General features: G+C 47.3%; 20 protein-coding genes. 8 read left to right on the top strand and 12 right to left on the bottom strand.

The genetic code is table 11. The annotated features are described in order from the left end of the window. Nucleotides 1-76: 76 nt before the first annotated feature. Nucleotides 77-4,531 (bottom strand): glycosyl hydrolase family 8, encoded by a 4,455-nt coding sequence (locus ABEW73_RS18630; protein WP_430165874.1) that lies wholly within the window; start codon nt 4,529-4,531, stop codon nt 77-79. Between the two features lie 285 nt (nt 4,532-4,816). On the opposite strand from ABEW73_RS18630, the gene ABEW73_RS18635 reads away from it, so the two are divergent. Next, the gene (locus ABEW73_RS18635; RefSeq protein ID WP_430166274.1) at nt 4,817-5,602 is read left to right on the top strand and encodes a helix-turn-helix domain-containing protein; all 786 of its coding nucleotides are present in this window, start codon (nt 4,817-4,819) and stop codon (nt 5,600-5,602) included. A 145-nt stretch (nt 5,603-5,747) separates the two neighbouring features. Here ABEW73_RS18635 and ABEW73_RS18640 read toward each other — a convergent pair whose 3' ends face one another. The 4 genes from ABEW73_RS18640 to ABEW73_RS18655 all read right to left on the bottom strand — a co-directional run bounded on the left by ABEW73_RS18640 (nt 5,748) and on the right by ABEW73_RS18655 (nt 9,485). Further along, complete coding sequence (locus ABEW73_RS18640) at nt 5,748-6,458, bottom strand: alpha/beta hydrolase (protein ID WP_430165877.1); 711 nt, start codon at nt 6,456-6,458, stop codon at nt 5,748-5,750. 127 nt (nt 6,459-6,585) lie between these two features. Then, on the bottom strand, nt 6,586-6,951 hold the full coding sequence (locus ABEW73_RS18645; RefSeq protein WP_430165880.1) for a c-type cytochrome: 366 nt from the start codon (nt 6,949-6,951) through the stop codon (nt 6,586-6,588). Nucleotides 6,952-6,983: 32 nt separating this feature from the next. Then, nucleotides 6,984-8,696 carry a GMC family oxidoreductase gene (locus ABEW73_RS18650; protein WP_430165883.1) on the bottom strand — a complete coding sequence of 571 codons (1,713 nt, stop codon included), beginning with the start codon at nt 8,694-8,696 and terminating at the stop codon, nt 6,984-6,986. 30 nt (nt 8,697-8,726) lie between these two features. After that, the gene (locus ABEW73_RS18655; RefSeq protein WP_430165885.1) at nt 8,727-9,485 is read right to left on the bottom strand and encodes a gluconate 2-dehydrogenase subunit 3 family protein; all 759 of its coding nucleotides are present in this window, start codon (nt 9,483-9,485) and stop codon (nt 8,727-8,729) included. Between the two features lie 126 nt (nt 9,486-9,611). On the opposite strand from ABEW73_RS18655, the gene ABEW73_RS18660 reads away from it, so the two are divergent. From ABEW73_RS18660 to tatC, 3 genes are read left to right on the top strand one after another with little or no spacing between them, the layout of a single operon-like run. Next, the gene (locus tag ABEW73_RS18660; RefSeq protein ID WP_430165888.1) at nt 9,612-10,292 is read left to right on the top strand and encodes a hypothetical protein; all 681 of its coding nucleotides are present in this window, start codon (nt 9,612-9,614) and stop codon (nt 10,290-10,292) included. Between the two features lie 17 nt (nt 10,293-10,309). Further along, the gene (gene tatA / locus ABEW73_RS18665) at nt 10,310-10,495 is read left to right on the top strand and encodes a twin-arginine translocase TatA/TatE family subunit (RefSeq protein ID WP_100536978.1); all 186 of its coding nucleotides are present in this window, start codon (nt 10,310-10,312) and stop codon (nt 10,493-10,495) included. Next, a complete protein-coding gene (tatC, locus tag ABEW73_RS18670) occupies nt 10,492-11,235 on the top strand; it encodes a twin-arginine translocase subunit TatC (RefSeq protein ID WP_430165891.1) in 744 nt (247 codons plus the stop codon). Before tatA ends, tatC begins: the two co-directional genes overlap by 4 nt. A 107-nt stretch (nt 11,236-11,342) precedes the next feature. Here the strand turns inward: tatC and ABEW73_RS18675 are convergent, their stop codons facing one another. From ABEW73_RS18675 to ABEW73_RS18695, 5 genes are all read right to left on the bottom strand, one after another. Continuing rightward, nucleotides 11,343-12,137 (bottom strand): SDR family NAD(P)-dependent oxidoreductase, encoded by a 795-nt coding sequence (locus ABEW73_RS18675; protein WP_430165894.1) that lies wholly within the window; start codon nt 12,135-12,137, stop codon nt 11,343-11,345. 135 nt (nt 12,138-12,272) lie between these two features. Beyond that, nucleotides 12,273-13,328, bottom strand: a complete 1,056-nt coding sequence (locus ABEW73_RS18680) for a helix-turn-helix domain-containing protein (RefSeq protein ID WP_430165897.1) — start codon at nt 13,326-13,328, stop codon at nt 12,273-12,275. Between the two features lie 24 nt (nt 13,329-13,352). Continuing rightward, a complete protein-coding gene (locus ABEW73_RS18685) occupies nt 13,353-14,057 on the bottom strand; it encodes an N-acetylmuramoyl-L-alanine amidase family protein (RefSeq protein WP_430165899.1) in 705 nt (234 codons plus the stop codon). 208 nt (nt 14,058-14,265) lie between these two features. Further along, nucleotides 14,266-15,618: a sensor histidine kinase gene (locus ABEW73_RS18690; protein ID WP_430165902.1), complete on the bottom strand. Its 1,353-nt coding sequence runs from the start codon at nt 15,616-15,618 to the stop codon at nt 14,266-14,268. Between the two features lies 1 nt (nt 15,619). Continuing rightward, on the bottom strand, nt 15,620-16,306 hold the full coding sequence (locus ABEW73_RS18695) for a response regulator transcription factor (RefSeq protein ID WP_430165905.1): 687 nt from the start codon (nt 16,304-16,306) through the stop codon (nt 15,620-15,622). Between the two features lie 206 nt (nt 16,307-16,512). Between ABEW73_RS18695 and ABEW73_RS18700 the strand changes: the two genes are divergently transcribed. The 4 genes from ABEW73_RS18700 to ABEW73_RS18715 are packed head-to-tail and all read left to right on the top strand — an operon-like array spanning nt 16,513 to nt 19,271. Next, the gene (locus ABEW73_RS18700) at nt 16,513-16,731 is read left to right on the top strand and encodes a hypothetical protein (RefSeq protein ID WP_430165908.1); all 219 of its coding nucleotides are present in this window, start codon (nt 16,513-16,515) and stop codon (nt 16,729-16,731) included. Between the two features lie 19 nt (nt 16,732-16,750). Next, nucleotides 16,751-17,791: a DJ-1/PfpI family protein gene (locus tag ABEW73_RS18705; protein ID WP_430165911.1), complete on the top strand. Its 1,041-nt coding sequence runs from the start codon at nt 16,751-16,753 to the stop codon at nt 17,789-17,791. Nucleotides 17,792-17,811: 20 nt separating this feature from the next. Continuing rightward, entirely contained in the window at nt 17,812-18,444 is a 633-nt protein-coding gene (locus ABEW73_RS18710) for a DUF2306 domain-containing protein (protein WP_430165914.1), read from the top strand. Between the two features lie 2 nt (nt 18,445-18,446). After that, on the top strand, nt 18,447-19,271 hold the full coding sequence (locus ABEW73_RS18715) for a DJ-1/PfpI family protein (protein ID WP_430165917.1): 825 nt from the start codon (nt 18,447-18,449) through the stop codon (nt 19,269-19,271). 262 nt (nt 19,272-19,533) lie between these two features. Here the strand turns inward: ABEW73_RS18715 and ABEW73_RS18720 are convergent, their stop codons facing one another. Continuing rightward, nucleotides 19,534-20,019, bottom strand: a complete 486-nt coding sequence (locus tag ABEW73_RS18720; RefSeq protein WP_430166276.1) for an RrF2 family transcriptional regulator — start codon at nt 20,017-20,019, stop codon at nt 19,534-19,536. Nucleotides 20,020-20,321: 302 nt separating this feature from the next. Beyond that, nucleotides 20,322-21,476, bottom strand: coding sequence for an AI-2E family transporter (locus tag ABEW73_RS18725; RefSeq protein ID WP_430165920.1), 1,155 nt, complete (start codon nt 21,474-21,476; stop codon nt 20,322-20,324). Nucleotides 21,477-21,694 lie beyond the last annotated feature (218 nt).

Raw genomic sequence — 21,694 nt, forward strand, 5'->3', positions numbered from 1 at the left:
GTTTATTATGATTGCCGCGAGCTCATGTGATCATTGCGGTACAGTCCTACATGGTTTGATCATTATCGCATTATATTCATTGCTTCCCCGTCGAGACCATTCTGACATTGCTGATTTTGGACATGTTACCGGAAGTATCGTAAGCTACGATAAAATATTGATACGTTGTATTCGGCGTCAAGCCGCTATCCTTATAATCCGTCGTATTTGAGGTTCCAATGACGGTATTATTCCGATAAACCTTATACTCTGCAATGCCTGCATTATCGAAAGAAGGAGTCCACTTCAGTTCCACAGATAAATCGGATACAGCTATCGCTTCTTCGATGGTTGGCTGCATCGGCGCTTCGGTATCCGCGATGGTCGGTGACCACCAGTTACCCGAAACGACAATCATGCTTAGGAGACGCAGCGTATTCCCAAAGTACACGTCATCGTTTGTAGAGATGGAGGCATTGTGGTCCCATAATCGGTTGAGCCACTCCTGATTCGCCGGATTTATCATGGCGCTGACCATCATCGGCGCAGAAAATGAAGTATCCGTATAATCCACGAGTGCTTTTGACCCGTCCAGCTTGTAACCACCATATATTTTGCTTGGATCATCCCCGGTCACTTGGCGAATCCAAAACGTCATTTTATTTAGCTGCTCCTTGGCACGAGTTTCCCCTGTCATGAGAGCGTCCGTGCCGATCCGCCAAGGAATACGCGAAGAGTTATAACTATAGTCCCCGTCCGTTTCAGACTCCAGGAATGTCGAATCTGCCGGAGCATAGCTGCCATTTTTCTTGACCACGAAGTCGGGCAGCAGCCCCGCATTCGGACTGTACTTTTTGTATAATCCTTCGCTGATGGAATAGGTTTTGTCGATGACGCGGTCCCAATTGGCGTCTCCGCTCGCGTTTTTGAAGTCTTTCAAATGCTGAAGCATAAAATCGGAAGGACGCGTAGCGCTGCCATATTTGGCATCATCGTCGCTTACCCAATCTGCAAGCTTCAAAGTCCACTCAGCATGATTGACATCACTCTTCATGATAGCGTCAATTACTTTTTTGGCTTCGGCCAAGTAATTGATCTCACCGTTGCTTCCCCACTGGCGATCCGCAAGGAGTAACGCGTATGCGATATCCATATCACCATCCGTGGCCGAATCCACGCCGCTGACATCCACGACGGCCTGACCTGTATCGCCCTGCTTCCAAGCCATAAGGTCCGGGTTGATCTTACTCGGATGTGCTCTGAAATATCGATATAGTCCGTCAAAATAAGCCTTGGCCTTAGGATCATGACCCGCCATGTGTGCGGTGATCAGCATCCCGTATCCGTGCGCTTCCGAAACGGTCATCGCTTGATACTTGACATTAAGCTCCTTGTCAAACTCTTCTTGGAACCAGTCCCCGTCGGCATACCAGACATAGTACTGATCCGGCTCCGAAGATTGAAGATACGGCTTCTTTTTCAAGTATTTCTGCTTCCACTCATCATACAACCGGGCAACGGTCGCATCCAGTTGCGCTTGTTGCATATGATTTGGCTTGATCGAGCCGGAGGTGTAGGCCGTATGCTGCGGGAACGGCTTGTAAGGCCCGATGCCTTGCGAAGAAGGCGGCGATTTCAAGCGGATTTCTTCCGATGGCAGCGATTCGACTCCTCCCGCGGTGACGGCCGTTACCTTGTACCGATATTCCGTGTCGGGCGTCAGCCCGGTATCGATATATGTTATTTCCTTGGTTGTTCCAACGTGACTATCGTTGCGGTAAACATGATAACGATCCGGTGCCTTGCCGGAAGGCGCTCTCCAGGTCAGGTCGATTTGGAAAGGAGACACGCCTTTGCCCGCCAATCCATCCAAAGCGGATGGAGGCTCATTCCCCTCGGCCTGATTCGAAGTGCTTACCGTGACTGGGTTGGAATTGTCTCTTCTGCCAACAGACTTGATCACCAGATTATATTGGATATCCGGATTCAATTTGTCGATAACAACGCTGTACTGCGACGTTCCCGACTTCACTGGTACATAGAGGCTCCAATGCTTGCTGATCTTGTCATCCTTTTCGTAAATACGGAATCCTCTTACCTGCTCTTTACTTGAAGAAGGCGCCTTCCAGGTCAACGTAGCTTTGCTACCTTGGAGTTTAACCTGTGCTCCCTCCACCGGATCCGGTTTGGTATCTGTTCGTTTGATACCGTAATGATCGTATACCTTCAGCCCATTTTTCCCGTATCCGCTCTTTCCTTCATCTTCAACAGCAGCCGTATAGGCATCGAATTTCAAAATTTGATCCGCAACCGACACATCCGTAAACATTTTTTTCTTCGGCTGGTTGTTAATTGCTGCAAAGAAATCGTCATACGGTTCATTCTTGTAATAGAATTTGTTTCCAAACGCATTGGACATCAGATACACCGTTCCTTGAGGATTGACGACGTTGCCTGCTTCGTCTTTTTCGAGTTTTTTCGGATCGATGACCTTGTCCCCGTACATTTGGAAGGAACGCATATACATATGATCGTGAGCCTCAAACACCATATCGATGCCAAGCTCGTCAAAAACCGGAATCAGATTTTTCCTGTAAAATTTAACGCGATCCCCTTCCCATTGCGCGGAATTATCGCCAGCTGCATATGGCGCTTTGTGAAGCGTTACGAATTTCCACTTCTTGTCGGTCTTCGCCACCGTATTCCGCATCCAATCAATCTGGTTCCAAAACTGTTCGTGCTGTTCATCATCCCAGTCGACGGAGCCGTCTTTGTTCAGCTTGCCGTCAAACTGCGAGTTGTAGACCATGTATAGCGCGTCGCCGTATTCAAAAGAATAGACCGAGCCGTCATGTGTCGCATCCACCACTTTCCGTGGCAGATTAAAATGGTTGTAAAAGTTATTATTCGGCGTTGTGGCATCCCCGTCCCAATCCGATACTTCGTGTCCGCCCAGTACGGGTACAAATGGCACTTTCATCAGATGCTCCTGCGCAAGCCCGATCATCCACTGCCACTGCTCTTCCAGGTCGCCATTATCAACCAGATCGCCGGCATTGATCAGAAATTTGGGGTTGCCAATATGTTCGTAGGCTTTCTTGAAGGTATCTGCCCATGGTTCAAAGCCTGATTTGCTCGAGGCCTGAGAGTCGGCTCCCACGATAAAGCGATATGGCTGCGGTGTTGCCGTATCGGTTTTAAACGATCCAACGGAGCTCCATATCGAACCGTCGCCTACCCGGAATACATAATCGGTTCCCGGCTTTAATCCATTCGCGCTTGCTTTATGACTGAAAAACTTTTTCTTCTTACCCGTCGTTCTGTCACCCTTAGTCATATAAGTCGAAATTTCCTCGGAAGTTCCGGTGAATTCAAGAACACCCTCTTTCGGAAACACGTTACCGGTTCCCGTTGATTCGGCAACCTGGACCTTCGTTCCGGCCGAGGTATCCGTGTACCAAGCGAAAGCCATGCTTGTTTTAGGATCGCCGTTCAAGGTCATGTTAATGAGTTTCGGCTGAGAGACTGCTCCTACAGTCGTAAAGCTCCACTCGATATTTCGAATCAGGAGGGAGCCGTCTTTTCCTTGGACCGCGGTTTGGGGAATGGTAACCCTGTAGCTTTTCCCTTGACCTAATCCGCCATGCCCAATGCGCAAGGTCGTTTGGTTTATGACTTCGACGGCAAGGCTTGGAACTGGCTGATTCTGGCCATCCCGAACCGTGATGTCCTGTTTGGCCGTTACCGTGATCGGTTTATTGAACTTAACCTCAATCGGCGTGGTCACAGCTACCTTATCCGCACCTTGCTCCGGTATATAGGATACGTCGATGGTAGGCTGTTCAGGCGTTGTTCCGGAAATCGGTTCTCCAGTTACGCGAATGTTCCGAATTTTACTGGAACCTCCCGATCCAATGCCGTTCGGATTATCTTTAGGGTTGGTTGGCTTATTGGAATTAACCACCCAGCGGATATACAGCATTTGCTTATCGTCCGCATTCGGCAGGGAGACGTTATTAAGTATGCAGGATTGATTCGGACAATTGTAACTTGAAACGATATTCATCTGGACAGTGCCTGCTGGGACGTCTGTCCATACGGTTCGGTCGGTACTTACCTGTACTTTGAAATCGTTAGGAGCGGAACCCGAAGAGCTTTGCTCCGAGGATAGTTTGATATTCTTGTAGGCTGAGGTAGAAACCATGGCCAACCAATATTTCTTGCCCTGGCCATTATCCCAGCCCTGGTAGCTGATATCTTGGGCTTTACTGTCGTAGTATTCGAAATATCCTCCGACCTGTTGGAGGATGGAGGAAGACTTGTTTTCTCCTCCCGTTGCAGGATGGACGCCTCCTTCTCCCTTGTTCTTGAAGACCCATTCGGCGATTAAGGCCTCGGTCGCTTTCCCCGGCCCATCGGAGGCTAGCTCGGGCTTACCCGTCACGGAGTCGGCATGTGAATTTGCCGGCAATGTCCAGGGGATCAACAATAATGCTAAAAACAATAAGAACATCCGCTTTGGATTCCTTCCTCTTTTCTTCTTGATTCGCATGCTTTGCACCCCTTTCCCGTTCAACATGAACGGTTTGGCTTGAGGATTCGATTGGAATCCCGCCTTCTTGAATATATCCCATGTTTTCTCAGGATTCTCGCGGAATCTTATTTAAAAATGGCCCTTTTCAACATATATTGCTGTTATTTTGATTAACAATTCAATCGGCTTCGGGTACAATGAGGACATCATGACATAGCTGGATTCCCTGAGAGGTGATTTGACATCAACTTTTTTTGCTCCGATCCCTTTTATATCAGTCGAGAGAGCAAATCCCGATCGAGTATTCCTTCATTCCACTATCACGACGCTTACGAAATTCTGTATATTGTCTCAGGCGAGCTGCATTACTGTATTGGAAGCCAGCCGTTTCAGCTTGTGGGCGGTTCCATGCTGCTCATCCGCAAGAATGACGGACACCGTCTGATCAATCCTAACGGTGCGCCATTTGAAAGAGTGACCCTACTCTTTCAAGAAGATTTCTTAGGCGGGTTATTGACCGAGGATTCGTCTTTTCATCCTCTTTCCCCTTTCCAAACAGGTTCCGGCTCCATCCGGTTAAAGGGCCAGGAGCAGGGGTATGTTGAAGGGATTTTTGCGAAGATGGCCGCCGAATCGGTAAACGGATTTCCAGAGTCGAATTTCTATCTCAAAATCCTGTTGTCCGAGCTTTTGGTGTTCATCCACCGCATTCTAAACAGCGGCCGTCAATACATAAATGTCTCAACGAACCAGGTTCATCAGCGTATTTCCCATATTGCCCACTTTATCAATCACCACTACGACCAGCGCCTGACATTAGAGGAACTCACCGGCCGATTCCATGTAAGTCCCTCCCATCTGAGTCGAACTTTCAAGGAATCAACAGGGTTTACCCTGATCGAGTATGTGAATCACGTACGGATCAAGCAAGCGTGCCATTTGTTGAAAGAATCCAATTTACAAGTTTCCGAAATCGCCGAAAGCGTCGGCTTCGACAATTCCACCCATTTCGGCCGCACCTTTAAAAGCATAATCGGCCTCTCTCCCCTGAAATATCGTAAAAATCATCAGACGGATATACGGCCGTAAAGCAACAAAGAGCCGAATTCCTTCAAGGGAATTCGGCTCTTGTCCTATAACTCTTCCTGCCTCACCACTTGACAATCACATGATATGACAGGGCATGACACAAGCACTCGCGTATTTAGTTTACATAATATTTATTATGTAGCATTCATTTTCCAGGATACAATTCGTGGATTTTGGAAACCAGATCTACTGAATTGGTATGGAACGCTTCATTTGAATCCGTCCATGCCGATTTCAGAAAATAAGAAGCATGAAATCGCCATCCCTGATGGTCTGGATTAAAATCCAGTTGAATCTCACGCCCCGGACTTCCCCGGTACACCCTGGAACCCGGCTTGCGCCAACTGCCAATTCTGGTGATTCTGTCCGGATTCTGCCCAGTGATATATGTAAACCGGTCATTGTAAGGAATGTCCTTCAAATAAAACTTTGGACACCCCACAGCAAATACATGGACTCCCTGAAAGTCGTACTTGTCCTCCAAATAAAGCCCTGCCTTATAGGCGACCACGCCTCCAGCGCTGTGCCCGATGAGGATCAGTTGATCCGCATCTGCTGCATGCTCGCGGATGATCTGCACTGCGTTCACTACCCGGCGAGACTGCTCGCGAACCAAGTCATAGCCCACTTGAGTAAGCTGCCGTGCTAGCAGACGGATTAACGAAGAACCCGCTATGCCGTTTGCCATCCCATACGGAAAGATCACCACAATTTTGGCATTTGGATATCTAAGAGCAATCTCGCTTGCAGCGTCTTCAAAATTATTCCGATAGGTCAGGACACCGGCAAAAAAGCAAACCACCGTTCGGCACTTTGTTGAACAGGTGCTATAGGAGGATACGAACGTCTCTGTCATGACTTCACAGCCCCCCTCCTAAAAAGTGTTCCCAATCTTCTTGCATATGAAGAACCCCCATGATAACAACGCGATTCATATCTGCATTGTAGCATGAGGGTCCTCATTTTTTCATATTCTATTCACCTTATTTTTTGGCGGACAACCATTCAGATAACACATTGATTTCGTCAGCGGAGAGCTTGCCTTGGAATGCCGGCATTCCATTTCGGCCATTCGTGATGATAGCTGAGATTTGGCTGGCATCGTATTTGCCCCCTACGTTCTGCAGGCTTGGAAAATTCCCACCCCCGCTTAAGTCCGTCGCGTGGCATGCCATGCAGTTTGCATTGTAGAGCGAGGTTGCTTCGGTATTCGTTGCATCCCCGCCGGTTGTACCTTCCTGTGGAGCTTGTCCGCCAGGGGCAGGCGCTGTGGTATTACCTCCACATGCAACCACACCAAAAGCAAAAGCTGTCAAAAGCATGACAAATAGCAACCCTTTTTTGAACATGTTTGAAACGACCTCCTTTTGTAAAATGCAAGTTATACGAGTAACCCGCCTTTTTTGCTGTATTCGAGGATTCCGTCCGCTGCGCGATACGCAAGAGCCCCGACCGTACCTGTCGGATTATAGCCGCTGTTATGCGGGAAAGCGGATGCGCCTACGACAAACAAATTTTCCATATCCCACATTTGCATGTAGTTATTGATGGCTGAATTGCCAGGATTCTCACCCATAATAACCCCACCGGTATTATGAGTCGATTGGTATGTCGTTATTTCGTAAGGTCCCAGTTCCTTCAACTTCATAATCTTCTGGGCCCCCATCTCCTTCAGGATTTCCGCGCAGCGATCGGAAAGATACCTCGCCAACTGACGGTCCTGCTCTTCGAAATCGAACGTGATTCGAATCAACGGATCTCCGTATGCATCCTTGTAAGTGGGATCCAAGTCCAAGTAGTGATGCCGATAAGGCATAGAAGATCCTTGGGAGCCCACGGACAGTACACTGTTTGCATACTTCAAGGAATTCGCCTTAAACTCTTTTCCCCAACGCGGTGTTTCCTCCGGAACAGGATTGTTCTGAATGGGTCTTTGTCCCGTTACCGTATGGGCAATGTTCCCCCCATGTATAAACTTCAGGTCCGAGTGATCAAAATTATCGCCGTTATAATCGTCCAAGCCCATCCCTAAGCTTCCCGCTCCGGCAAACAGATTGAATTGATCGTCAAAAAATCCGGCGGCGTTCCCCTTGATGACTTGATAAGCATAGTTTTTTCCAATTACACCTGTTCCGCTGGACGAGTCGTACGGCTTGCCGATCTTAGAAAGAAGCATCAAGCGAGTATTATTAAATACATACCCTGTTGATACGACGATATCCGCTGGCTGTTCGATTTCCTCTCCCGTCGTTAAATCCGTGTACATAACACCCGTTGCCTTACCTCCCGTATGAAGAATTCGTCTTACATAGGAATGGGTCCGGATTTCGAACTTTCCGGTTTTTTTGGCAACAGGAATCACGGTAACGACTGGATCCGCTTTCGCCCCGTATTCACAGCCAAACCGCTCGCAATACCCACAGTACTGGCAACCTGCCCGGGCAATGCCATCCGGATTCGTATAGCTTTCCGACAGATTCGCTGAAGGCACCGTATAGGGATTGAGCTTCAGACTTTTCGCCGCTTCTGTGAACATCTTCATGGATGGAGTATGGAGCATGGGCGGTGTCGGGTAAGGATTCGAACGTTTCCCTGCCAAGGGATTTTCCTCGCCGGAGATGCCGGTCGTCTTCTCGAACTTATCAAAAAACGGCTCGAGCTGATCATAGGTGATACCCCAGTCCTGGATCGTCATTTCCGGCGGTATTTTATCTTTCCCATATCGTTCTTCCGTCATGCTCCGAATCTTAAAATCGTAAGGCAGGAAACGGAACGTTTGTCCGTTCCAGTGCACGCCGGCTCCTCCCAATCCCTCGCCTAACAAGAACGACCCATATTGCCTCATCGGAAGCGCACGTATTTTTTCGGTGCTTCGAAAGGTAATTGTTTCTTTAGAGAGGTCCTGCATCAAATCGTAACGAAGCGCGTAACGGAGCTCATCGTGAGCCATGTAATAGTCTTCCGTCACTCTTTCTTTACCTCTCTCCAATCCGACAACGGATAAACCGTTCTTGGTCAGTTCCGAAGCGATAATGCCGCCGGCCCAGCCGACGCCAATGATGACAACATCTGTTTTAGGTAATTTTTTGGCCATATCTATACTCCTCTCGCTAATCGTGAGCCGTTATAGGTGATCTTTTAAACTCTTAGGCGGGATGACAGTAAAATTCTTCTCAATAATATTCGTGTAAGCCATTTGGTTACCCGGATATTGCCGCATCACCCAGCCCTGCATGTTTTTATTGCCACCATATAGCGGATCACTGTAAACACCTTCCAATGTGCTGCTGCGAAGCAGGTTGAAGAACCCGCTGGCTGAGATCGTTGTCAACTTGACCTCATCGTTCTGAAAGGCTGTTAACACCGCATCCTGTTCCTCTGGCGACAGGCTCGGGAAATCTTTCTGATAATTTTTTTGGCTGTAGTTCTGAATTTCGCGCAGACCAATGTAGAAAATCTCTCGTCGTCTCAATCGTCCCTGATAACCTTGCGTTTTCTCTCCGACATAAAAAGGCGGCTGCATGTAGTCTCTTGCATTAAAACCCCAATCACCGGCCAGCTGGTGGTCGATGAAGAATGCTGCGCCAAGTTCTTTGGCGCCAGGACCATTGTCATCCGCAGGGAATATACGCTCTACGGCTGCTTCTGTGATCCGGTATTGTTCCTGGTTGAAGAACATTAATGCTTGATTGTAGTTGTTTTCATTCGTCTCAGGTGCTGGCGCTGCAGGCGGAGTTGCCCGCTTCGGCAGCAGATAACCGAGTACCCCGCCCAGCACCACACCTCCCACGGCATAACCGGAGTTTCTCAGAAACTTCCGCCGTGACATCGTCTGTGAGCTGCCAGGCTTCGATTGGTTGGATTGTTGGTCATGTTCGCTCAAACTTTCAACACCCCTACTCTTCATCATTTGGAATAATGGGTATTGTCCCCATCAACATTTCATTCATACATTATTCTCCATCCGGTGGGCATGATAAAAACACTAACGATATGGAGGCGAATGCTCATGAATCAATTATGGAGCAAGTGGAGAGGTCCAATATTGGGCTCAGCACTGCTTCTTTCTTTAACAGCCTGCTTAAATCAAAACGGCAATCAACAAAATGCGCAATCCATGGAACAGCGTAACGCCGATGGCGTTCACTTGCACAGTACCGATGTGATCCCAAGCTATCATGGCCCGAAGACCGAAACGACCAATGTCCACGGGAAAACGACAAGCGGTATGGGCATGTCCGTGTACAGCATGATCGGCTCATCCAGCCTGCATGAAGGCGGTATCTCTTCCCATGTCCAATCAAGACTCGCAAGTTTAGGCATTGAAGGAGTCAAAGCCTTTGTCCTGAATGACACGATTATTCTGGCACGTGCAGAATCACGCGTTTCTTCTAACCAATATGACAACATGCAGCAAAAGGTTTTAAGTCAGACGGAAGGAATGTCGGGTAAAGGTGAACCGAACGAAGGTGTTATCGGAGCCAAGGCCGCGAACAACGACAATATGTCGCAAGCCAAAGAGCATGTGAAGAGCATGTTTAATGAAGAAGTCCAAATTCTAACGGTAACGAATCCGCAAGCTCCTAAGCTGATCGACCGAATTGCCTCGAAGCTGCATGATGCGCCGCGCGATGAGTCGATCGCCAGAGATATTACAGAGCTGCTGAAAATGGCCTCGGATAAAAAATAAGTAAAGGAGTTGATCGTATGCCTCTAGGAAATATCGGTGTGACAGGGCTGATCCTCATTCTGTTGATCGCCTTGATTATTTTCGGTCCTTCGAAGCTCCCTGAACTGGGCCGTGCCTTCGGTCGTACACTGAGCGAGTTCAAAAACTCAACGCGTGAACTGGTTTCGAGCGAAGATATCCAAGATGGAGATAAATTGAAATGACTGAGCACGAGCAGGCACAAGAACAGGAGCAGCATATTTTGGAGCACTTAACAGAGCTCCGAAAGCGGATTCTCATCACATTGGGCACCTTTTTGGTAGCCCTTTGTGCCGCTTTTCTGTATGTTGAACCACTGTATGAAATGTTGACTCGCGACGTGGAGGGTCAGCTTCAAGTACTGGGACCAACGGACGTGATTTGGGTATACTTCATGATTGCAGGCGTTATAGCTCTGGCGGTGACGATGCCTGTTGCCGGATTTCAGGTATGGCGTTTCGTCGTACCCGGCTTGAGCACCATGGAGCGGCGCACATCACTAGCGTATATCCCCGCGATCGGAGCCCTTTTTCTATTGGGGTTGGCTTTCGGCTACTTTGTCATTTACCCCATGGTCCTGTCCTTCCTGGATTCGCTGTCGCATCATTTCATAACAGCTTATACCGCTGAGAGATACTTCCGTTTTATGGTGCATATGACCGTACCGTTCGGTGTGCTGTTCGAAATGCCCGTCGTTATCATGTTTTTGACCTCGATTGGCATCCTGAATCCGCTCCGCTTAGCTAAAATGCGGAAAATCGCCTACTTGCTGCTGACGATAGCAGCCGTTACCATTACACCGCCAGATATCGTGTCGGACATTCTCGTCATTGTGCCCCTGTTACTTCTATATGAAATTAGCGTCGGACTGTCTCGCATTGTATATCACAAAAGGCTGAACAAGCTGGAATTGATAAGCGAGTAAAAACCAGGTTGAATCAGGGATAATGCGTATGGATACTAAAAAAGCTTGGAGATCTCTTTTAGATCCCAAGCTTTTAATATGAGTAAGAATAAAATAATTTAACAACGTTAGAAAATCGTAGGGACCATGCCGCCATCCATACGGATTGGAGAACCTTTAAACGCGGATGCGTAAGGACTGCACAGGAATGCAGCCAGTCTACCTATTTCGATAGGCTTGATAAATCGCTGTATTTCGGATTGAGGTAGGTTTGTAACCATAAATTCCTTCTCTTTTTCAGAAAAAGTCATTTTTGAATCAGGATACATTCCTTCAATGATTTGGTACACATTCTCTGAGAGGGTAGGTCCTGGCATAATCGTATTAACGGTTACTTCCGTTCCCCTGGTTAATTTGGACAAGCTTTTAGACAAGGATAAAAGCATAGATTTTGTCATACAGTATTGAGGCATTTGTCCTGAAGGCATTACGGCTTCTTCGCTGGCTATAAAAATAATGCGCCCATCATCACGTTTCAACATATGAGGCAAGTAAAATTTAGTTAATCCATTAGCAGCAAGCACATTCGTACGGAAATATTTCTCCCATACCTCATCACTAACATCCTCATACTGCATAATTTCATAAATACCCATGTTGTTAACTAAAATATCCACATGAGGATATTTTTCAAACAAAGCTTCTCTTTGTTTCGCATCCACGATATCGGCTGTAGCATTTTGAGGAGAAGTCGCCGGGAATTGGGACTTGATTTCATTCACGGTTTGCTCGACCTCTTCATGATTTCGTCCATTAATGAGTACATGAACACCTTCTCTTGCAAGTTCAATAGCAATGGCCTTACCTATGCCTTTTGTTGACCCGGTAACTAGAGCCGTTTTATTTTTTAATTCCATATCCATAATATAATCATTTCTCCTTTGTGATCCGGATAGTGATTATATTACTTTGTCAGGAATGTTGAGTCACTAGCACATAACGCCAAAGTACTTGTATAACACGCCAACCTCTCTATAGAAACCGCTCCGTTGAGAACGCTATGAATTCATTGTCAGCATTCCCTGCCGTTGTTCTGATGGCGAGTAGGAACTGAAATGCTCAGTACGCCAATTTGATGGAGTATCTCCTTCCCACAGACGGAAGGCACGATAGAACGAGTTCTGATCTTCATATCCAATCAAAAAAGCAACTTCTTTGAGATCGAGCGAGGGGTCTGCCAAATACTCGATGGCCTGCTCGTGTCTAGCTTGCGTCAGCAATTGCTTGAAACTCGTATTTTCTTCCGTTAGCCTGCGCTGTAATGTACGATCACTCATATTGAGCTCCTTCGCCACAGACTGAATGTCAGGTCGCCCTCCTGTGAGACTGTGTTTGATGATCCACTTGACCATCTCGGTAATAGAGCGGTTGTTCTGTAATTCATAAAGTGATCGGTCTAGAGCGGGAGTCAGGATCTCCAGCAATTCTTCGTTGTACGAGATAAAAGGGCGATCCAGATCTCTTCGATAGAGTGTTAACCGGTTACGTTTAGCCCCCATCCGGATACGACAGTCAAAATAAGCTTCAAGAGCTTGTACATCGCCCATAGGCTGCGAAAATTCAACCAAGTGTGCGGTCAGCGGTTGACCTGTGCCCCGGCGTCCAAGCTCCAAAAGACATGCCAGTGTGATACCCACAAGCAGCGGCGGACCTGGTTGCTCGCCTAGATTCAGCCATTCCAGCTCGATGGTACAGTGTTCGCCTTCCTCGGTGATCAGCAAGCCTTCGGGTGGACATAGTTGTTTATACCGAGCCATTCGGTTTAGAGCATCGCGGTAGTCACGAGCGTGGTAAGGCGCTAAGACGGTCGGTGGGTACTTCGCCGTTTCAAAGACGGTCGCAAGCTTGATGATGGCTTGGGCAGTGTCACCAATGAGATCGGAATAAGCCTGCCAGATCGCGAAATATTGGGCGTTGGTGACTATAGATTCCGTTATGATGGTGAGCGGTAATTGTGCTTTGCGAGCTATGTCATGGGCGGCAATCCCTAATTGATGTAATCCTTCCCAAAATCCCGGCGGGATTTTGATACGGCCAGATGTATAAGGCTTCATATATAGGGCTCCTTTAGCTACTGTTTATTGTAATTCTAGATATTCCTTGATTCCATCCAGGATGGAACTTGCCATCTTGGTTTGGACTTCTTCTGTCAGCATGTCTTCCTCTTCTTGCGGATTGGTTAAATAACCCACCTCCAGCAGAACGGCCGGCATATTGGTATCCTTCAATACAAAGAAATCCTCATGCTTCACTCCCCGGTCCCGAAACCCGACGCCTTTCACGATATGCTTATGCATAAGCTCAGCCAAGATGATGGAGTTGTCGTGGTAATAGTAAGTTTCGGTACCTGCAACGCTGGAATCCTCGTACGTATTGCCATGAATGGATATAAATAAATCTGCACCCAATTGGTTGGCGAATTCCGGTCTTGCCCGTTCAACAGACGATATAAACTGATCCTCTGTTCGAGTTAAATACACCTCTAGCTGCGTCTCTTGTTCGGTCAGTTCCTCGACCTTACGGGCCAGTTGCAGCGTAAACTCCTTTTCGAAGCGACCGCTGGCACCTGTCGCGCCAACATCCTTTCCCCCATGTCCAGGATCGATAACTACTTTATAGGTCGATTCTGGATGCTGTGTTTGTTTGCCAAGCGAGCGATCATTCGAACTGGTTATATCCGCCATACGATAGCTTGCTGAACCTTCTTTCGAAAGGTTATTATACAGCAAAATAATGAATATTGCTGACAATATAAGCGTTATGATCGTTGTACCCTTTTTCATCCGTTTTCTCCCCCTTCCTTAAACGAGTGTACAAGGGTGACATCAAGATGAAGTGGAGATGAAATCAATATCAATTAAAAAAGCGCAGAACCGAGGTTCTGCGCTTTATATTAGGCCGGTCAACCCTCTGGGTCAGCAGCTCATCCGGCATCGATGCTGCCACAATGTTCAACAAATGTTAATTGATCGGCGTGAACAATCTTTACCACTAAAGACCATCCGAATCCATCTGCTCTGAAGCTGCTGGAGGCAACCATCCTTCCAGCAGCGCTCCCCCTTCCGGATGATTGCTAGCGGCAAGCTCGCCTCCGTGCTGCCTAATAATTCTTTGTGAAATGGTTAAGCCTAATCCGCTTCCTCCAGTAGAGCGGCTTCTAGAGGTTTCCCCGCGATACAGCGGTTCAAATACGCGCTCAAGTTCTTCCATAGAGAAGCCCGGCCCGGTATCGCGTATTGCAAACATAACCTTATTGTCTTCTTTGTTGCACTGGACTTCGATGTCACCATCTGTAGGTGTGTGTCTGACGGCATTATCCAGAAGATTGTTCATGGCTCGCTCCAATAAATGCATATCTCCATTGATAATGCAGCCATCTGTTACACGGAATGAGATCGAGATGCCTTTTTGCCGAGCCAGCGGACTCAGACTGTCCATCGAATTCCGGATTACCTGGTTAAAATCAACCGTTTTAGTGTTCAGTTCCGACTCCACATACTCCATCTTTGTAAAGGTGAACAGATCCTCTACCAACCGATCCAATTGTGCCGATTTATCCTTGCAAACCGCCACATATTGGGCCACTTTTTCCGGAGATTGAGCGATCCCTTGCTCCAGTCCATCCAAATAGCCCCGCAAAGCGAACAAAGGAGTCCGCAAATCATGCGCAACTGCCGCAATGACGAATCGGCGCTCCTCCTCCAATTCGGCCTGTTTTCGATAGGATTGCTCAAGCCCCGTGACCATAACATTGAAACCGTCTCGGACTTCAGCGATTTCGGTGACCTTGGACATGGGTAACCGAACATCCCAATCTCCTGTTGCAATTTGTCTAGCTGCGATTCCCATCTTCTCGAGTGGTTTAAGAACGAATCGCCTCATTTCCATTCCAACAACAAAGATCGCAAGCAGCAGCCCGACAAAAGCCGACATCACTTGAAATTGATTGGACTGAGGCAGATACAGAATAACCCTTCCCAGCAACTGGCCGTCCTTGATGACGGAAAATCGCTCGGTTGATAAATTAGTTCCTCGTCGATCTGGATTGGTACGATAAATATCCTGATCTGCTGCGGATAGAATGAGAACATCCATCCTCGCTTCGCGCAGCGCTGAGTGCAGTTGGTCTTGCCAGTCGGGATCCGTCCATAGGTCTGTTTCCGATTCAATTCGCTGAGTCATTTCCGATATATTTCGTTGCAGTGTCTCATTTTGCAGCCGACCTTTTTCGAAGCTGAGCGTCTTCGTCTCTATAAAGTGAGCAGCAACAAAAAATATCCACGGCAAAGTGAGAATAAAGACGAAGCAGAGCATAGTAAACGTACGAATGCGGAGTGACCTCATGTTACCCTCCCTCAAAGCGATACCCTACTCCCCATACGTTAACCAGGAATATCGGTTGGTTCGGATCGGCTTCGATTTTCTCGCGAAGTCGGCTGAGATGGACCCGAATCGTGTGTCTGTCGCCCACCCCATCCCAAAATTTCGCTAGTAATTGTTCATAGGAGAAAACATGTCTCGGGTGTTCGGCAAATAATCGCAGTAACTCATATTCCCTGGGGGTGAGCACGACGTGATTTCCATCCACTTGTACTTCTCTTGTGGACAGATTTAACTTGATTCGCCCGTAATCCAAGACCCTGCTATCCATTTGCTGCGAGGAAGCGGAACGCCGCAATACCGCTTTGACTCTGGCAACGATTTCCCCGGGTGAAGCGGTTTTGACGATATAATCATCACCACCGAGCGTGAGACCTCGAATCTTATCTACATCATCGCTGCGAGCACTCAAGAACAGGATCGGAATATGGCTCTCCCCGCGAATCCGGCGGCAAAATTCAAATCCGTTTTGTCCCGGCATCATAATGTCCAGGACAATACAATGAATGGAGTTTTGCTTAAATATGTCCCACGCTTGAGCGGTATCGCAAGCTGTCATTACTTGAAAGTTGTCATTCTCTAGAAAATCCCTTAATAACTCAACGATACTTTGGTCATCGTCTACAACCAATATCGTCTTGAATGCACTCATGTTTATCCCACCTTTGCTATCCTAGTTTATCATTTATTTAGCTAGAACTAACGCGATCTTATGTATTGTGATGATTTGTTTATACTTTTGTGACCTTTCTGCATCTTTGTTTGAGATATTCGTTTGTTATGCTTCTACTTGCGCACACAGAAAGCCGATATTTCGGGTGATCTTCCCGCGCAGTCATCGATAAAGGAGGTTTACATATGGGTTTGGAAAATAACGCCTTCTCGTTCTTTCCTTTCGGCGCTTTGTTTTGTCTCACACTGTTCTCTTTCCTGGCGGTTCGAGTATACGCGATTCGTCATCGTTACAAAAGCGATCAACAAAAGGATGACATCGCTATGATTCTGAAGAACCGAATGGCCAAAGGTGAAATTGATGAGAAGGAATATCGCATGTTGAAAGATCTACTGACTAAATAAAGACTAGGAGGAATTATTGATGCTAAAGGTTCAAATCGTGTTGTTTGATGGCTTCGACCTTCTGGATGCGATAGCACCTTATGAGGTCTTTTGCGCCGCAGCCATGAATGCTGAAAACGCGTTAAGCGTAGAATTGGTCACCGCAGAAGGACCAAGATCCGTGCCTAGTGGCATCAACGGGTTGAAGATTGAAGCAAGTGGCAGACTGGACCCGGAACGTGCGGGCATCATTCTCGTTCCGGGCGCGTCCGGCGACGTCGAAGGTGATGGGCCCGATTCGATTCCGGCTATTTTGGGCCGAACCATGGGTACGGAATTGACCGGTATGATCAAGCAGGCTCTTCAGCACAAAGACATTACAGTCGCTACGGTCTGTGGCGGTTCCCTGATTCTTGCCATGGGAGGCCTCCTGGAAGGCAGGCCGGCGGTAACGAACCATCTGGGCATGGATTTACTTGGTGCAACTGGAGCAGTTCCCATCTCGGCTCGCGTTGTGGACGATGGTAATCTGGTGACCGGCGGCGGCGTAACTTCAGGACTCGATGTAGCGCTATACCTGGTGGAACGTGAATTTGGGCCTCGTATCGCTCACGCGGTAGAGCAGTTATTCGAATATGAACGAAGAGGAACGGTTTGGAGGGATACAGGGATAACGCCTAACGTTAATAAACCATTAACGAGCAACGAGCCAAACACTGTGATAAACAAAACAGCGATGACACCCACCCCCAGCTCCCAGCTTAGCAAAAGCACACAGGCATCGGTCTTCGACGGGGATTGGGAGACCACGATCGCTACACCCGTCGGGAAGATGGAGGTCAGGCTCTCCATATTGACAAGGAACGATATGATCCAAGGCACGGCAGCGCAGGGGGATGAAACCATCGAGTTTATGAACCCCGTGCTTCAGGATAACAAACTGGCCTGGTCACTTCGAATCACGAAACCCATGCGCTTAAATCTGAAATTTGAAGTTGTCGTCGATGGAGATCACATGGTGGGTATCGCCAAAGCTGGCCTACTGCCTGCATCTAAATTAACAGGAAATCGGGTTTCCTGATCATCGGGAGTTGCGAACGGATGAAAAAACGGAAATCGTTATATCTATTGCTGACCTCTGTCAGCGTTCTATTTATACTATACGCTTTGGTGAAAAACTATTGGATCGATCCCGGTGCTTCGGGGTTTTTAAGTCATAAAACTGGGCTGAAGCGCGAGCTGAATCTCCCGGTTTGGCTTAATGTCATGCACGTTCATGTTGCATTCGCATGTATGGCCATGGCATCCGGGCTGGTTAACTTTTCGAATCGAATATTTGAAAGAAGCCGCAGGCTCCATCGCATAAACGGCTATGTATATATCGTGTCCGTACTGCTTGTTGTGCTGACTTCCGGTTATATGGCGCCATACGCCACCGGCGGAAAAATTAGCAGTATGGGATTCAATTTGCTGAATATGATCTGGCTCTTTATCACCATTACGGCACTCATCCAAATCAAGAGGAGACGGATCATCCGTCACCGCAACTGGATGATTCGTAGTTATGCCTTTTGCTTCACGAACATGTTGGTTCATCTCATTACTTCCCTTTTTCATCAGGGATTCGGGTACGTTTACGCTACCAGCTACACCATCGGCGTTTACGGCTCAATTGCGCTGCTACTAGTTATTCCTGAAATCATCATTAGAACGAATCGAAAGGAATTGGTATAAGAATGAAAAAAGTACTTAGCTTACTCATGTCGTTTACGCTCGTTCTAAGTCTGTTAGCCCCCGCAGCAAGCGCGGAAACAAACAAGAATCAAGATCCATCCAAGGATAAAAGCGTACATGTACAAATCGTATTATTCGATGGGTTTGACCTGCTGGACGCATTAGCGCCATATGAAGTATTTGCTGCCGCTGGAATGTACACGGGAGGAAAAGTCACTGTAGAATTGGTATCTGCAGAAGGTAAGCGTTCGGTGCCGAGCGGGCTGGATGGGCCCACCCTTGAAGCACAAGCCGTATTAGACCCTAATCGTTCCGGGATTATTGTGATTCCTGGAGCTTCGGGAAAGCCAGCGGGGAATACCGCAGATGCGATCCCCAACATATTGAGGCAGGCTAAGGATACAGGCTTAACCAGTATGATGAAACAAGCTATGAATAATAAGGAAGTTACGGTGGCGACCGTGTGTGGAGGTTCATTGCTCCTTGCTATGGATGGGTTGTTGAAAGACAGATATGCTGTCACCAATCAGATAGGCATGGGTGCGCTAGAAGCTCTCGGTGCAATTCCAGTTGATGCACGAATCGTGGAAGATAGTCCTCGCTTGGTGACTGGCGGAGGTGTTACCTCCGGACTTGATGTGGCCTTGTATTTGGTTGAGCGTGAAGTCGGGCCACAGATTGCGAATGCCATTGAGAAGTTATTCGAATACGAGCGTAGAGGCACGGTGTGGCAAGCAAAAGGCATCAAGCCAATTAGCTTTGAGACGAGCCAGGGAACTCCTAAAAAAGTACAACCGGCAGTACCGGGGAATAAAGCTGAAAAGTAAGGAATCGAGGTAATCGGGGTGCTTGCAACCTCGTCGCCCACCTGTTTATTAGAGAATATCTAGTCACAATAAATACGTGTCATTCCATTTACTCACATGAAGACATTGCATAAATTTCATTAAAAAAGCCGCAGTTATGCGGCTTTTTGCGTGTAGTTTATTCTCTATCAAAAAATCTACTATACCCTTTTTATTCAAAAATGAACATTCGGTCAATGAATCGCAATGAAATCCGAGTTGTTTTTCTAAAACAAGAAGTTCATCACTTCTTGTCTTCAGTACAGCTGCCACGCTTCGATGCCGTGTCCAATACTGACTGGATGGTTTGCTCTTCCAGGTATTGATTCAATTGCTGTTCGGCGCCGTCCATCACCTGTTTGACCAGGCATACGCACTCACGGGGATTGTCCTCTTGCATCTCGACAGCTTTCTCTTCGGTTAACAAACGATGCTGCTGCGAATTGATATTAGAGCATTCAAACAACTGCTGCCTTCCTTCAATCACCTGTATCACTTCAAGGAATGTAATCTGCTCGGCCGTCTTGGCCAGCTCGTAGCCCCCGTTCACTCCCGGAACTGCCCGCACGATTCCATCCTGTCTCAGCTTGGACATGATTTTAGATAAGTAGCTTTCCGAAACGCCCAGTGTCGCAGATAATTCCTTGATTCCGATGTTCTGGTCACGCTCCGAATGAGCCAAATGAATTAAGGCATGCAGAGCATAATCAACGCTTTTGGAAAACTGTATGGCGGTTTCCTCCTTTAATTCGAATGACATGGACCTATGATATCCATTATATTAATTCAGATTCTCTTTTGCAATGAATCCACGTTTCAGGATGAAGGATGGTTAAAAATGTGTAGCCTTCATCATGAAGGTGCATTTCCACCACTGACTGAAACAGATGTTATTAACAGCTGCCGTCGGCTGGAGGCGTATGACCCCAGAAGAACAGAAACTTCCGCTTTCCCCCAGCCCTTTTGTAAATCTTGGATGCTGTATATCAAGTGAACTTCTCCTGCTTCTATTTAATGAGACAGTCCAAAAGACTATTTCAGCGTATTGCTATTCGGAGGATCGTACATGCCCGACGTGTCCTTGAACCATTCGAAGATATGGGATACACAAACCTTGAGGACCGCATACCCGGGAACGGCTAGCAGAATGCCAACCACACCGAACAGATTGCCGGCTGTCAGTATGACGAAGATAATCGTAATGGGGTGAATCTTAAGCGTTTTGCCCATGATTTGCGGGGAGATGAACTTCCCTTCTATTAATTGCACGATCGTCCATACCGCCACCATCTTCAACAGCATCATCGGAGAAGTAACCAGTGCCACAATCAGGGCAGGCGTAATCGCAATTGCGGGTCCCAGATAGGGCACCACGCTGGTGAACGATGCAATAATCGCCAGAATCAGCGCGTAATCCAGACCGATGATCATATAACCGATATAGAGCAGAATCCCAATACAGAAGCTCACAATAATCTGCCCGCGGATAAACGAGCTGATCTGATGATTGATATCCTGAAGCACATGCAAAATTCCGGAACGACTCTTCGTCGGCAGAAAAGACAATATTTTCAGAGGGAGCTTTTTGCCATCTTTCAACATATAAAACAGCACAAAAGGTACGGTCACGATCGACAACACAATCTCCGTAAAAGCACCCAGAAACCCGCCTACTCTGCTCCAAGTATGGTTCAGAATTTCCGTTGCTTTTTGCGTGACGGTTGTCCACCACTCCTGGGAATTAATGTTCATTGTTTCTTGGATCTGATAATACAACTCGCTGCCCGTCAGATCTTCAAACTGCTGTCTAACCTTCTCGCTATATATCGGAAAATTGTCGATCAGCCCCATAATCTGATTGCGCAGCACCGGAATGACCGCGAGCACCACGATCGTTAGAATACCGGCAATAACCAGATACAGGATCAGGATGGACCATCCGCGCTTGATTTTCCTTTTCTCCATCAAATCCACCAGGGGGTTCAGCAAATAATAGAGGATCCCTGATAAAATGATCGGCAAAACGATCGTCTTGACTAACACGGCGAGCGGATGCAGCACAAACGAAATCTTGCTTATAACCAACACGTTGAGTCCAACCAGCAACAGAACAAGCAAAAGAAGCACAAATTTATTGTTCAGAAAAAAGCGCTTGAACCGATCCGGCCAAATACGGGGTTGCTCCATACATGTCCTCCCTTACTTATGTATACATATTCAAGATGTAAAGCTGAGCATCGATTCACGACACCGACAAAAATCCGCCAAAATGACGCTATCTTCATTCTTTTAACTATAATGTTTGGACGGGGCACATGTCCAGTTTACCAAGTACGAACTAGGAGTATGTTCAGATGTTCACTGACATGAATACTGGAACAAGCCCGCATGTCATAAAGACACGC

It is taken from the genome of Paenibacillus lautus, from assembly GCF_050482385.1.
GTDB classification, from domain to species: Bacteria; Bacillota; Bacilli; order Paenibacillales; family Paenibacillaceae; genus Paenibacillus_AQ; species Paenibacillus_AQ lautus_B.

Excerpts from the sequence above, each read along its gene's own strand:
- ABEW73_RS18680 (WP_430165897.1), bottom strand. The coding sequence starts at position 13,328 with ATGAAGCCTTATACATCTGGCCGTATCAAAATCCCGCCGGGATTTTGG.
- ABEW73_RS18705 (WP_430165911.1), top strand. The coding sequence starts at position 16,751 with ATGCTAAAGGTTCAAATCGTGTTGTTTGATGGCTTCGACCTTCTGGAT.
- ABEW73_RS18630 (WP_430165874.1), bottom strand. The coding sequence starts at position 4,531 with ATGCGAATCAAGAAGAAAAGAGGAAGGAATCCAAAGCGGATGTTCTTA.
- ABEW73_RS18675 (WP_430165894.1), bottom strand. The coding sequence starts at position 12,137 with ATGGATATGGAATTAAAAAATAAAACGGCTCTAGTTACCGGGTCAACA.
- ABEW73_RS18650 (WP_430165883.1), bottom strand. The coding sequence starts at position 8,696 with ATGGCCAAAAAATTACCTAAAACAGATGTTGTCATCATTGGCGTCGGC.
- ABEW73_RS18715 (WP_430165917.1), top strand. The coding sequence starts at position 18,447 with ATGAAAAAAGTACTTAGCTTACTCATGTCGTTTACGCTCGTTCTAAGT.
- ABEW73_RS18700 (WP_430165908.1), top strand. The coding sequence starts at position 16,513 with ATGGGTTTGGAAAATAACGCCTTCTCGTTCTTTCCTTTCGGCGCTTTG.
- ABEW73_RS18725 (WP_430165920.1), bottom strand. The coding sequence starts at position 21,476 with ATGGAGCAACCCCGTATTTGGCCGGATCGGTTCAAGCGCTTTTTTCTG.
- tatC (WP_430165891.1), top strand. The coding sequence starts at position 10,492 with ATGACTGAGCACGAGCAGGCACAAGAACAGGAGCAGCATATTTTGGAG.
- ABEW73_RS18660 (WP_430165888.1), top strand. The coding sequence starts at position 9,612 with ATGAATCAATTATGGAGCAAGTGGAGAGGTCCAATATTGGGCTCAGCA.
- ABEW73_RS18645 (WP_430165880.1), bottom strand. The coding sequence starts at position 6,951 with ATGTTCAAAAAAGGGTTGCTATTTGTCATGCTTTTGACAGCTTTTGCT.
- ABEW73_RS18685 (WP_430165899.1), bottom strand. The coding sequence starts at position 14,057 with ATGAAAAAGGGTACAACGATCATAACGCTTATATTGTCAGCAATATTC.
- ABEW73_RS18695 (WP_430165905.1), bottom strand. The coding sequence starts at position 16,306 with ATGAGTGCATTCAAGACGATATTGGTTGTAGACGATGACCAAAGTATC.
- tatA (WP_100536978.1), top strand. The coding sequence starts at position 10,310 with ATGCCTCTAGGAAATATCGGTGTGACAGGGCTGATCCTCATTCTGTTG.
- ABEW73_RS18640 (WP_430165877.1), bottom strand. The coding sequence starts at position 6,458 with ATGACAGAGACGTTCGTATCCTCCTATAGCACCTGTTCAACAAAGTGC.
- ABEW73_RS18690 (WP_430165902.1), bottom strand. The coding sequence starts at position 15,618 with ATGAGGTCACTCCGCATTCGTACGTTTACTATGCTCTGCTTCGTCTTT.
- ABEW73_RS18710 (WP_430165914.1), top strand. The coding sequence starts at position 17,812 with ATGAAAAAACGGAAATCGTTATATCTATTGCTGACCTCTGTCAGCGTT.